At 72.1% G+C, this 11,829-nt stretch carries 8 protein-coding genes; 4 read left to right on the forward strand and 4 right to left on the reverse strand.

Annotation, left to right across the window (positions count from 1 at the left end; all coding sequences use genetic code 11):
- Positions 1-256: 256 nt before the first annotated feature.
- Complete coding sequence (locus C2L59_RS17235) at positions 257-1,141, forward strand: FAD-dependent oxidoreductase (protein WP_103350533.1); 885 nt, start codon at positions 257-259, stop codon at positions 1,139-1,141.
- Here the strand turns inward: C2L59_RS17235 and C2L59_RS17240 are convergent.
- The 3 genes from C2L59_RS17240 to rocD form a co-directional block, all read right to left on the reverse strand.
- Positions 1,119-2,420, reverse strand: coding sequence for a cellulase family glycosylhydrolase (locus C2L59_RS17240; protein WP_103350534.1), 1,302 nt, complete (start codon positions 2,418-2,420; stop codon positions 1,119-1,121). The genes C2L59_RS17235 and C2L59_RS17240 overlap by 23 nt on opposite strands.
- Positions 2,421-2,504: 84 nt before the next feature.
- Entirely contained in the window at positions 2,505-3,854 is a 1,350-nt protein-coding gene (locus C2L59_RS17245) for a DUF2252 domain-containing protein (protein WP_103350535.1), read from the reverse strand.
- A gap of 82 nt (positions 3,855-3,936) precedes the next feature.
- Positions 3,937-5,169: an ornithine--oxo-acid transaminase gene (rocD, locus tag C2L59_RS17250; protein WP_103350536.1), complete on the reverse strand. Its 1,233-nt coding sequence runs from the start codon at positions 5,167-5,169 to the stop codon at positions 3,937-3,939.
- Between the two features lie 180 nt (positions 5,170-5,349).
- Between rocD and C2L59_RS17255 the strand changes: the two genes are divergently transcribed.
- The 3 genes from C2L59_RS17255 to C2L59_RS17265 are packed head-to-tail and all read left to right on the forward strand — an operon-like array spanning position 5,350 to position 9,268.
- A complete protein-coding gene (locus C2L59_RS17255) occupies positions 5,350-6,201 on the forward strand; it encodes a PPK2 family polyphosphate kinase (protein WP_103350537.1) in 852 nt (283 codons plus the stop codon).
- A 20-nt stretch (positions 6,202-6,221) separates the two neighbouring features.
- Complete coding sequence (locus C2L59_RS17260) at positions 6,222-8,321, forward strand: S9 family peptidase (RefSeq protein WP_103350559.1); 2,100 nt, start codon at positions 6,222-6,224, stop codon at positions 8,319-8,321.
- The gene (locus C2L59_RS17265) at positions 8,318-9,268 is read left to right on the forward strand and encodes an LLM class F420-dependent oxidoreductase (RefSeq protein WP_103350538.1); all 951 of its coding nucleotides are present in this window, start codon (positions 8,318-8,320) and stop codon (positions 9,266-9,268) included. Before C2L59_RS17260 ends, C2L59_RS17265 begins: the two co-directional genes overlap by 4 nt.
- A 53-nt stretch (positions 9,269-9,321) precedes the next feature.
- On the opposite strand, the gene C2L59_RS17270 is transcribed toward C2L59_RS17265, so the two are convergent.
- Entirely contained in the window at positions 9,322-11,811 is a 2,490-nt protein-coding gene (locus C2L59_RS17270) for a DUF6185 family protein (protein WP_146060394.1), read from the reverse strand.
- Positions 11,812-11,829 lie beyond the last annotated feature (18 nt).

Genomic DNA, 11,829 nt, shown 5'->3' on the forward strand with positions numbered 1-11,829 from the left:
GGCGTGGTGGCGGTGCTGGGGCGTGGTGGCCGTGCTGGGTGGTGCTGGTGGTCGGTGGCGCCGGGGGTGGCCGGGCCGGCGACCGGCACGGTCGCAGGCGGCGGACGCCCGGATGGTCGCCTGGGCGAGGGGGCCGGGGTGATGCCGGTGTGTCTCCGGTGCCCGGTGGATCGTCCTCACCCGCGCGAGGCCCCCGGGCCCGGCGCGTTCCGCCGGTGCGTCACCATGCGGAGGGGGCCGACCTTCGGAGGAGCGGATGCGGGTCACAGTCGCCGGGGCCGGGATCGTCGGGCTGAGCAGTGCGTACCGGCTGGCGGAGGCCGGCCACACCGTCACCGTCGTGGCGGCGGCCCCGCCGGCGGAGTCGACGTCGGCGGCGGCCGGCGGGGTGCTGTACCCGCCCGTCCGGCGGGCCGACGAGCGGATCGTGCGGTGGACCGCGGCGAGCCTCGCGGTGTTCCGCGGGCAGGACGCACCGGGCGTGCGCTTCCGCCGCGGGCGCGTCCTGGGCGACCCGGATCCCTGGTGGCTCCCGGCGGTGGAAGACCCCGTCCGCGACGGCGACGGCGTGGCCTTCACGACGGCCGTGGTCGACACGCCGGTGTACCTCGGCTGGCTGCTGTCCCGGGTGGCCGCGCTGGGCGTGCGGGTCGAATACCGGCCCCTGAGCACGTTGTCGGGCCTGGACGCGGATGTCGTGGTCAACGCGGCCGGGCTCGGTGCCGGGCCGCTGGCCGGCGACGCCTCGATGGTCCCGGTCGGCGGCCAGGTGGTACACGTGGCCGACCCGGGCCTGCCCGGGTTCGTGGTCGACGGGACCGGCCCGGGCGTGACCTACGTGATCCCCCACGGCGGCCACGTCGTCTGCGGCGGAACGGAGGAGCCGGGCCGCGGCGACACCGACCCGAACCCCGGCGTGACCGCGGACATCCTGCGCCGGTGCGAGGCGCTGGAGCCGCGGCTGGCGGGGGCGCAGGTGCTGCGGTCGCTGGTGGGGTTGCGGCCGTTCCGGCGGGAAGTGCGGTTGGCGCGGGAGGGGGACGTGGTGCACTGCTACGGGCACGGGGGAGCGGGCATCACGCTGGCCTGGGGCTGCGCGGCGGACGTCGCCGCACTCGTCACGGCTGGACGAGTTCCGTGATGCCGCGTGCCCGCAGGTGAGCCGCGTCCGACGCGCGGCTCTGCAGCACGAACGCCACCCGCGTTCCCGCCGCCGCCAAGGCGAAGAACCTGTCGTTGCCCCGCGTCGGGTCGGTGTCCGGCACCACGATCGCCGTCGTCCGTGGCCGGGGGGCCGGTGGGGTCCGGTCGAACTCCGCCACCAGGTTCTTCAGCGCCTGGCCGGCCGGCTTCAGGCGGCGGTCGTTCGTGTACAGCCCCAGGTCGTACTCCAGCGGGTTGAGGTTCGGGACCAGCGCCGGGTTCACGTCGTGCGAACACCACCACGTGAAGCCCAGCGTGTGCGCGCAGGAAGCCGCGTTGCGGATCGAGCGGGACAGCCACTCCGCGTACTGCGGGCGCGTGGCGTCGCTGAAGTGGATCGACGGGGCCGCGCCGTCCTCCTGGATCCACACCCGGCGCGCCGGGTCCGTGGCGTACGCCTGGGCCACCTGGATCAGGCGTTCCGCGTTGTGCGTGGCGAACGCGCCGAGCGGGTCCGTCTTCAGCGTGCCGGAGAACGATGTCCACGGGTGGATCGCGACCACGGTGCCGGCGTCCGCGAGGCCGGCGCGGGTGAAGTAGCGGCCGTTGTCCCACGGGGCCCGGTCGCAGCCGACCGTGTGCGCCTTGCCGGGCGCTACCTCCTCGGCCGTGGCGCACAAGGTCCGGGCCCAGGCGTCGGCCTGCTGCGGGGTCACCGGCAGGCCGGCGTAGGAGTCCCAGTAGTAGTACGGCTCGTTCGACAGGTCGAAGCCGAGGAACCGCGGGTGCCCGCCGATCCGGGCCGCCAGGGCCGTCAGCAGCGCGCGCTGCGCGTCGAGGGCCGCGGGATCGGTGAACCAGTTGACCGGCTCCGGGGTCGTCTGCAGCCAGTTCGGCGTCCAGTAGCGGGCCGAGATGTGGCCGTTGAACACCGTCACCTCGACGTCCAGCCCGGCCGCGCCCGCGAGGTCCAGGAACCGGTGCAGCCGGTCGAGCTTTTCGCCGCTCACCAGCGCCGGTTCCGGCTGGAAGGCCGACCACAGCAGCATGATCCGGATGTGGTCGAGCCCGAGCGCCGCGATGTCGCCCAGGTCGCGGCGCAGGTCGTCCTCGCGCCAGTCTTCCCACAGGTGGAACCAGCGCGTCGACGGCGTGTAGTTGACGCCCAGCCGGAACGCCCGCTTGCGGCCGGGCGTCGCCAGGGCCGGGGCCGCCGTCGCGGCCAGGGCCGCCCCGACCGCCCCGGTGAGCACCGACCGCCGCCTGAGATCCGTCACGCCGCCTCCCTCGCCGTCACCCGTTCACGAACATCTAGCACGGCGGGGAATTCGTTCTCCAGAGTTGACCGGCTTCCTGTCCGGTCAGGTCGCCGAGAAGGCGGCGTGGTCCGCTTCCGTCTGGTCGGCGTAGCGCACGGCGTACGCGCCCATTGCTTCGTCGAGCTCGGAGTCGTCGGCGAAGTAGCCCGAAAGCAGCTTCGGGTGCAGCGATCGCGTGTGGGCCCGGGCGAGCAGCGCGCCGGCCAGCCGGCCGTAGTCGTCGAGGTGGTCCTTCTCCAGGGCCGCCGGGTCGATGTCGCCCTTGAGGTTCCGGAACTGCCGGACGATGAACGGGACGCCGCCGATCGTGGTCCAGCCGAGCAGGATGTCGGTCTCGGCCTGCACCAGCCGGGCGCCGTCGACGATCCGGCGGCCTTCGTGTTCCGCCGCCGGCAGGCCGAGGTACGGCGCCAGCGCGGGCGCCTGCGCCTGCTTCACCTGCAGCACCAGGTCTTCGTCGTCGTTGCCGTGCAGCAGGGCGACGTAGCTGCGCAGGCCGACGCTGCCGGTGCCGACCACCCGGAAGGCCACGTCGGCGAGCCGGTACCGCGCGATCAGCGTGCGCCGCGACTCGCGCAGGGTGTCCACATAGGACACCAGGCCGGCGGCCACGGCTTCGGCGGTTTCCGCGTCGACGTGCGTCAGCACCGGCGGGTCCGCGACGAACCGGTGGCGGGCCAGGCCGGTCTCGTGGTCGTCGACGCGCTCGGTCCACTTCGCGGACACCTTCGCGCTGTCGTTCTTGCGGGCCTTCTCGGCGGCGTCCGCGAAGTCGTCGATCAGCTCGTCGGCCCGCGCCTTCGACAGCACCGACGAGTCCGGCAGCGCGTTCCAGCTTCGCAGGAACGGCAGCTCGGCCAGCGCGCGGATGGTCCGGCGGTAGGACTTCACGGCGTCTTCGGCGGCCTCGCGGCAGCCGGACTCGCGGATGCCGCCTTCGCGGCCGGCGAGCACGAGGCCGGCCGCGAGCCGCTTGAGGTCCCACTCCCACGGGCCCGGCACGGTCTCGTCGAAGTCGTTGATGTCCATCACGATCCTGCCCTCGGGCGTGCCGTAGAGCCCGAAGTTCGCCGCGTGGGCGTCGCCGCAGAGCTGCGCGGTGACCCCGGAGGACGGCGTGCCGGCGAGGTCGGCGCCCATCAGCCCGGCCGCGCCGCGGAAGAACGTGAACGGCGACGCGAGCATGCGTTCCCGCCGCAGCTCGATCAGCTCGGGCAGCCGCCCGGCGTTGCTCGCCTCGAAGTACTGCTCCGCGCTCGGCCGGCCCGCACCGGCGGCCTCGTGGTCGTGCGCGGTCACCGGGACCTTCTCCCGCAGCCGCTTCCCCCGCTCGTACAGCTCGGCCGGTGTGCCGTCGTCGGTGCCCGCCAGCGGGCGTTCCCCTGCTCCCATACCGGGCACAACGTCCGAAGCGGACGTTGTGCTCCCGGACGCCGCCGGGGCGGGAGGCTCACCCGGCGGCGTCCGGGTGGTTCTAGGGGCGGATCACCTCGGCGATCGCGTCGATGCCGCGGTCCAGCTCCTCGCGGGTGATGACCAGCGGCGGGGCGACGCGCAGGGTGCGCTCGTGGGTTTCCTTGCACAGGACGCCCCGCGCGGACAGCGCCACCGACGCCTCGCGCCCCGACGGCCCGCCGGGGGCGATGTCGATGCCCGCCCACAGCCCGCGGCCGCGGACCTCGGACAGCCCGGTCCCGACCAGCGCGTTCAGCCGGGCGTGCAGGTGGGCGCCGAGCTCGGTCGAACGCTGCTGGAACTCGCCCGTCTCCAGCAGCTTGACGACGGCCCGCCCGACCGCGCAGGCCAGCGGGTTGCCGCCGAAGGTCGAGCCGTGCTCGCCCGGCTTCAGCACGCCCAGCACGTCCTGGCGGCCGACCACCGCGGACACCGGCAGGATGCCGCCGCCGAGGGCCTTGCCGAGGGTGTAGACGTCCGCGCGGACGCCCTCGTGGTCCAGCGCCAGCACGGTCCCGGTGCGGGCCAGCCCGGACTGGATCTCGTCGGCGATCAGCAGCACGCCGTGCTCGTCGCAGGCTTGGCGGACGTCGGCGAAGTAGCCCCCGGGCGGCACGATGACGCCGGCCTCGCCCTGCACCGGCTCCAGCAGCACCGCGGCGGTGCGCGGGGTGATCGCGTCGCGCAGCGCGGCCGCGTCGCCGTACTTCACCGTGACGAAGCCCGGCGTGAACGGGCCGAAGTCGGCGCGGGCGGTCTCGTCGGTGGAGAACGACACGATCGTGGTGGTCCGGCCGTGGAAGTTCGAGCCGGCGACGATGATCTCGGCGGTGCCGTCCGGCACGCCCTTGACCCGGTGCGCCCACTTGCGGGCCACCTTGACCGCGGACTCGACGGCCTCGGCGCCGGAGTTCATCGGCAGCACCAGCTCGGTGCCGGTCAGCTCGGCCAGCTCGCGGCAGAACAGGCCCAGCTGGTCGTGGTGGAACGCCCGCGACGTCAGCGTGACGCGCCCGAGCTGCGCCACGGCGGCGGCGATCAGGTCCGGGTGGCGGTGGCCGAAGTTCAGGGCCGAGTAGCCGGACAGGAAGTCGAGGTAGGAGCGGCCCTCGACGTCGGTCACCGAGGCGCCGGACGCTTCGGCGATCACGACGGGCAGCGGGTGGTAGTTGTGCGTGCTCCACCGCTCGTCGAGCTCGATGAAGCTCGCGGCGGTGGGGGTGGCGGTCTCCCGGCCGGCGAACGTCGTCATGCGTTCAGGTTAGAGGCAGAACACGCAGAGTTCAGCCGGGAATCGTTGCTTTCACCCGGTGTTCGTTGCGCAATATTGCGTTAACACCCCCGAAACGATGCGTGGCGTGATTTGCGGCGCCGCGGTGGCCGGCAACGCTCTCACCGGGAAAGGTGCCGCCTGAACGGGTAGTTTCGCCGGATGGCCAAGAAGGACGACGGAAGCCGGGTCCGGGACGCGCTGCGGGTCCGGGGTGAACTGCCGGATCCGGGCTCGGCCCCGGTCGGGCCCGGGAAGAAAGCCAAGGCGCTCGCCGGGCTCGACAGCGCCGGGGCGCGGCTGTCCACCCTGCAGGAGGCGCTCTACGCCGAGGGGGTCGGCGGGGGCACCCGGCGGGTGCTGCTCGTGCTGCAGGGCATGGACACCTCCGGCAAGGGCGGCACCGTCTCGCACGTGCTCGGCCTGGTCAACCCGATGGGTGTCCGGTACGCGGCGTTCAAGAAGCCGACCGTGGCCGAGCAGCGGCACGAATACCTGTGGCGGATCCGCAAGCAGCTGCCCGCCCCCGGCCAGATCGGCGTCTTCGACCGGTCGCACTACGAGGACATCCTGGTCCCGCGGGTGTCCGGGCTGCTCACCGCGGCCGAGCGGCGCCGCCGCTACGCCGAGATCAACGCGTTCGAGCAGGACCTGGCCGACGGCGGGACCACCGTCGTCAAGGTGTTCCTGCACATCTCGCCGGAGGAGCAGCTCAAGCGGCTGAAGGCCCGGCTCGACACGCCCGAGAAGCGCTGGAAGTACAACCCCGGCGACCTCGAGGCGCGCTCGCACTGGCCCGCCTACCAGGAGGCCTACGCCGACATCTTCGAGAAGACCTCGACCGGGGGCGCGCCCTGGTATGCGGTGCCGGCCGACCACAAGTGGTACCGCAACTGGGCCGTCGCCGAACTGCTCATCGAGACGCTGGCGGAGCTGAAGCCGCGGTTCCCGGCGCCGGACTACGACGTCGACGCCGAGCTGGCCAAGCTGAAGGGCGTTGGCGCCCCGGCGTGATCGTCTGGAAGAGTGCGGGCGTGACCGATGTCGACGACCTCCCGTTCCTCCGCAAGCAGGCCCGGACCCAGCGCTTCACCCTCGGCGCGCCGAAGGAGTTCCGGATCGCCCCGGACGGCTCCCGCGTGCTGTTCCTGCGCGCGGAGTCGGGCACCGACCCCCGGCACAGCCTGTGGTCGGCCGACCTGGCGACCGGCGCCGAGACGAAGCTCGTCGACGCCGCCGAGCTGCTGCCCGGCGAAGAGGAGCTGCCCGCCGAAGAGCGCGCGCGGCGCGAACGGGCCCGGGAGACCGGCGGCGGCGTCGTCCACTACGGCGTCGACGCGGCCTTCACCGTCGCCGTCTTCTCGCTCTCGGGCAAGCTCTACACCCTGGACCTCGCTTCGGGTGCGGTGACGCTGCGCGTCGACGGCTCGGTCATCGACCCGCGGCCCAGCCCGGCCGGCACGCACGTCGCCTACGTCCAGGACCGGCGGCTGCACGTGCTGGAGCTGGCCACCGGCGACGACCGCGTGCTGGTCGAGGAGGACGGCGAGGACATCGCCTGGGGCCTCGCCGAGTTCATCGCCGCCGAGGAGATGGACCGCACCCGCGGTTACTGGTGGGCCCCGGACGGCCGCAGCATCCTGGCCGAGCGCTCGGACCGCGGCCCGGTCCCGCGCTGGACCATCGCCGACCCGGCCAACCCGCAGCACCCGGCCAACGTGGTCGCCTACCCGGCCGCGGGCACCACGAACGCCCTCGTCTCCCTGGCGGTCCTCGGCCTGGACGGCTCGCGCGTCGACGTCGCGCAGGGCGAGTGGGAGTACCTCGCCTCGGTGCACTGGTCGGCCGGCGGCGCGCCGCTGCTGGCCGTACAGCCGCGTGACCAGAAGAAGATGGACGTCCTCGCCCTGGAGGTCACCGACGGCTCGACGTCGGTCGTGCACACCGCGGCCGACCAGCACTGGATCGACATCGTCGGCGGCGTGCCGGCCTGGACGCCGGACGGGCGGCTGGTCGTCGAAGGCATGGTCGACGGCGACCACCGGCTGTTCGTCGGCGGCGAGGCCGTCACCCCGGCCGGGCTGCAGCTGCGGGCCGTGCTCGACGTCGGCGCCGAGATCCTGTTCAGCGCGTCCGAGGACGACCCGACGCAGATCCACGTCTTCCGGACCGAAGGCTCCTCGGTGCGTCGCCTGTCCACTGTGGACGGCGTGCACGTCGGCGCCGGCTCCGCGGCGCTCACCGTGCTTTCGTCGTGGAGCCTGGAGCACAGCGGCCCGCGCGTCTCGGTGCTGCGCGACGGCGCACCGGTGGCGTCGATCGAGTCGTCCACTGTGGACCCGGACATCGTGCCCAACCTGACCTGGCTGACGCTGGGGGAGCGGGGCCTGCGGGCGGCGCTGCTGCTGCCGCGCGGGTACGAGCCGAGCGAGGGCAGGCTGCCGGTGCTGCTCGATCCCTACGGCGGGCCGCACGCGCAGCGCGTCCTGCAGAGCCGCAACGCCTTCCTGACGTCGCAGTGGCTGGCCGACCAGGGGTTCGCGGTGCTCGTCGCGGACGGCCGCGGCACCCCGGGCCGCGGCGCGGTGTGGGAGCGCGAGATCCACGGGCGCCTGGCCGACGTCACGCTGCAGGACCAGGTCGACGCCCTGCAGGCGGCCGCTTCCCGGTTCCCGGAGCTGGACACCGAGCGCGTGGGGATCCGCGGCTGGTCCTACGGCGGGTACCTGTCGGCGCTGGCGGTGCTGCGGCGTCCGGACGTCTTCCACGCGGCGGTCGCGGGCGCGCCGGTCACCGACTGGTCGCTCTACGACACGCACTACACCGAGCGGTACCTCGGAACACCGCAGGACGACCCGGAAAGCTACGCGCACAACTCGCTGATCGAGAGCGCGGGCGAGCTGAGCCGGGCGCTGCTGATCGTGCACGGGCTGGCTGACGACAACGTGTTCGTCGCGCACGCGCTGCGGCTGTCGTCGGCGTTGCTGGCCAAGGGCCGGCCGCACGTCTTCCTGCCGCTGGCCGGGGCCACCCACATGACGCCGCAGGCCGAAGAGGTCGCGGAGAACCTGATGCGCACGCAGGTGGACTGGCTGCTGCGCGAGCTTTCCGCCGTCGAGAAGGAGACTGCATGAGCCGCTGGGGCCTCACGATCCCGCTGACCGGAGTGCCGCTGACGGCGCACCGCGAGCTGGTGGAACAGCTGCCGGACCTGGGTTACACGGACGCGTGGACGGCCGAGACGGCGGGCACGGACGCGTTCACGCCGCTGGTGCTGGCGTCGCAGTGGGCACCGCAGCTGCGCCTGGGCACGGCGATCGTCCCGGTGTACACGCGCGGCCCGGGCCTGCTGGCGATGCAGGCGGCGACGGTGGCGGAGCTGGCCCCGGGCCGGTTCGTCCTCGGCATCGGCGCCTCGTCCCCGGTGATCGTCTCCCAGTGGAACGCGGCTTCGTTCGACGAGCCCTTCGCCCGCTCCCGCGACACGCTGCGCTTCCTGCGTTCGGCGCTGACGGGGGAGAAGGTCACCGAGAAGTACGAAACGTTCGCGGTGTCGAAGTTCCGCCTGGAGCGCCCGGCCGACCCGCCGCCGTCGATCATGCTGGCGGCGTTGCGCCCGGGCATGCTTCGCCTCGCGGCTCGTGAGGCGGACGGCGCGATCACCAACTGGCTGGCGGCCTCGGACGTGCCGCGCGTGCGCTCGGTGGTCGGTCCGGACGTCGAGCTGGCGGCCCGCATCTTCGTCTGCCCGACGGAGGACGCGGAGGCGGCGCGCGGCCTGGGGCGGATGCTGATCTCGAGCTACCTGACGGTGCCGGTGTACGCGGCGTTCCACGAGTGGCTGGGCCGCGGGGAGGCGCTGGCCCCGATGCACGAGGCATGGGCGGCCGGGGACCGGCAGAAGGCGAACCAGGTGATCCCGGACTCGGTGGTGGACGAACTGGTGATCCACGGCAGCGTGGAGTCGTGCCGGGAGCAGGTCCAGTCCTATGTGGACAACGGGCTGACGACGCCGGTCATCGCGCTGCTGCCGACGGGCGGGGATCCGTTCGAGCAGGTGCGCGGCCTGGCGCCGCGCTGACCGGGGACAGCGGCCCGCTCCGCCGGTGAAGTGCTCACCGGCGGAGCCTCGCGTCATTTGACTCCGGTGTTCGGCTTGTTCTGCGCCGTTTCCGGCGACGGTTGCTGATTCGCGGGCTTGGACTCGGCCTGTGGCCCGGCGATGATCGTGAACACGAGCGCGATGACCGCCGAAACCGGTGCCAGGGCCGCGGTGATCCGGGACGGCAGATTGCTCACTCCATACGCCGCCATGCTCTGTCGCAAGGTCAGGTACCGCGCTGCGCCGAGTTCTCGGAAGGTGCGGATGTCCATAGCAAGTCCCAGCAAGAGCAGGATGATCGTGAACACGGCGGCGTCCACCAATCCGTCCAGATGACCGGTCCCGCCGGTGAGCTTCGACGCCAGGAACGCGCAGAGGGGACCGATGGCGTTTGCGACTGCCAGCGGCAGCACCTTGACATATCCGCGTTTACCCGGCAGGTACTGCCAGTAAAGGCCGATCGCAGCCGCGGCCAATACCCAGCCCGCTGCCGTCCAAACGACGTCGTCGGTGTACTGCAGGATGAGCGAATCGGGCGCAGCAGCGCTGAAGTCCGCGCTCACGATCTTGCGGAAGAAGTAGACAGTCACGGCGACCGCGACTCCCGGCCACCAAGAGAACCTGACCATGGTCTTCATGTTCTGGTAGGGGGTGCTGCCCGGGCCCAGCGCCAGGACGACGTCGACCGGCGTCACCTGCTTCGGCAACTTCGGGTGGCGGGGCGCAGCCGGTCCGGCGGTGTGCTTGAGCCATCGCGTCGCGTCGCGCCGAACGGCTGCGTCGCCTTGCTGGGCCGCGTAGTCGCGAATCCTGCCACCCGAGGGGAGAGCGAAATCGAGCACCGATGTCCCCGCCCGGCAGCACCGCCAATACACCAATGTTCCGAGCAACCAGAAAGGAAGGTCGAACCCGTAGATCGTGAGACTCCACATCACCGGGCCGGCCACGAAAAGTGCCACTGACAGGTACCTGAGGGTGGACTGGTCGGCATCTCCGTTGTGCTGGAGCACGGCCCGAGCCAAAACGTAGACGGCGACTGCCGGCAATGCGGCGAGTATCCACTGCCAAGCGCCCGGAAGGCCCCAAAGGGTGAAGCGGAAGACGCCTCGGAGGGTGCCGGTAGGACCGGGATCGTTGATCCACTGCTGGAGCGAGTCGTTGTGCCAGGTGGTGATCACCCGCTCGAGGACCAGCGCCCCGGTCACGACCGACGTCAGCGGCCAGACCCACCAAGCGCGTCGCGGTCGTTTGCCGTTCGACCGCGTAAGAGAGCGAAGGGCGTGGACGATCCCTGCCACCGCGAAAAGGATCACGACGAAGACCGTCGCGGTTTCACACAGCCGGAGGAAGAGCGCATAGTCCTCCCATCGGCCGGTGAAGGCGACGTTGTCCCCCAACACCCAGCCGAACGCCAAGGTGGCCAGAAGTACCGGCACCGCAGCGAACAGCGGCCTCCGCCGTACACCGGAACAGCGGGCGAACACCAAGACTGCCAGGCCGACGGCGATGTCGGCCGCCCAAGCGGCGGTCGACCAGTCCGGCACCCGGTCGCCCTGCGCGGCGAGGATGGCGCGAGTGATCTGGATACCGAGGCCGGCGAACTGGAGGATGAGCACCGCTACGGTGAGCCGTCGCGCGCGCCGGGCGAGTTTGCCACCGGCGTCGGGCAAGTGCCTGCGGATGCGCCGGATGAACAACAGGATCACGGCCGGGAACGCTGCTGCGCTCACCGCGTCGACACCCTGCACCATGAGGTCGCCCAGGGTCGAACCGTGCCAGACGTAGACCGTCGCGCGGACATCCGGAGTCAGCTCCGCGACGGCTAACTCCACCTTGTCGTCCGTCGGCGACGTCGTCCCGTAGAACCACGTCATCTCGCCCGGCTTGGCGTCGTGGGGCGGCCAGGGTTGCGGGACGGAAGAGGCCAGCCAGTGCGCAGGCGCCGCGATGGTGACGTTCCAGGAACTGGACCGGCTGAGCCCGCCACGGGAGACGACGGCGAGTCGCCACGGTTTGCCCCGTTCGATGTCCAGGTCGAGCATCCCGACGGCACCGTGGCCCGACTGCACCAGTTCCGTCCAGACGTGGTCGTGGATGACCACCTCCCCCTCCGAGACCGTGACCGCCGGCGGCTCACTGCGGTACAGCGGGAAGTCGGTCTGGTCCGCGCCGAGGAGGCAGCGGAGCGCCGACCGGTAGTCGCTGTGGTCGGGATCGCCGAGGAGGTCTTCCGCGCGGTTCCACATCCGCGGGGCGTGGATCACCACGTCGCTGCTGATCCGCGGGTAGTCGACGTTGTCCGCCTCGACCGCGGCCCGCACGGTTACGGTGGCGCGCGGGAATTCGTCGGGAGTGCAGTCCGGCGTGGATTCGGCTGCCTGCGCGGCCTCGTGCTGTTGCAGGCTCTCCACTGTCACGACGACCGCAACTCCCACGGTGGCCACCGCCAGCGCAATGGCCCACCGGATCGCTGTGGTGCGAGCGCGTTTCGAGAGCCGCCTTCGCCGGGTGCGTTTTTCCATGCCACCCAAGTCGCCACA

The organism is Amycolatopsis sp. CA-128772 (assembly GCF_002904295.1).
Classification (GTDB): domain Bacteria; phylum Actinomycetota; class Actinomycetes; order Mycobacteriales; family Pseudonocardiaceae; genus Amycolatopsis.

Coding starts and splice junctions, on each gene's coding strand:
- C2L59_RS17270 (WP_146060394.1), bottom strand. CDS start 11,811: ATGGAAAAACGCACCCGGCGAAGGCGGCTCTCGAAACGCGCTCGCACC.
- C2L59_RS17255 (WP_103350537.1), top strand. CDS start 5,350: ATGGCCAAGAAGGACGACGGAAGCCGGGTCCGGGACGCGCTGCGGGTC.
- C2L59_RS17245 (WP_103350535.1), bottom strand. CDS start 3,854: ATGGGAGCAGGGGAACGCCCGCTGGCGGGCACCGACGACGGCACACCG.
- C2L59_RS17265 (WP_103350538.1), top strand. CDS start 8,318: ATGAGCCGCTGGGGCCTCACGATCCCGCTGACCGGAGTGCCGCTGACG.
- rocD (WP_103350536.1), bottom strand. CDS start 5,169: ATGACGACGTTCGCCGGCCGGGAGACCGCCACCCCCACCGCCGCGAGC.
- C2L59_RS17235 (WP_103350533.1), top strand. CDS start 257: ATGCGGGTCACAGTCGCCGGGGCCGGGATCGTCGGGCTGAGCAGTGCG.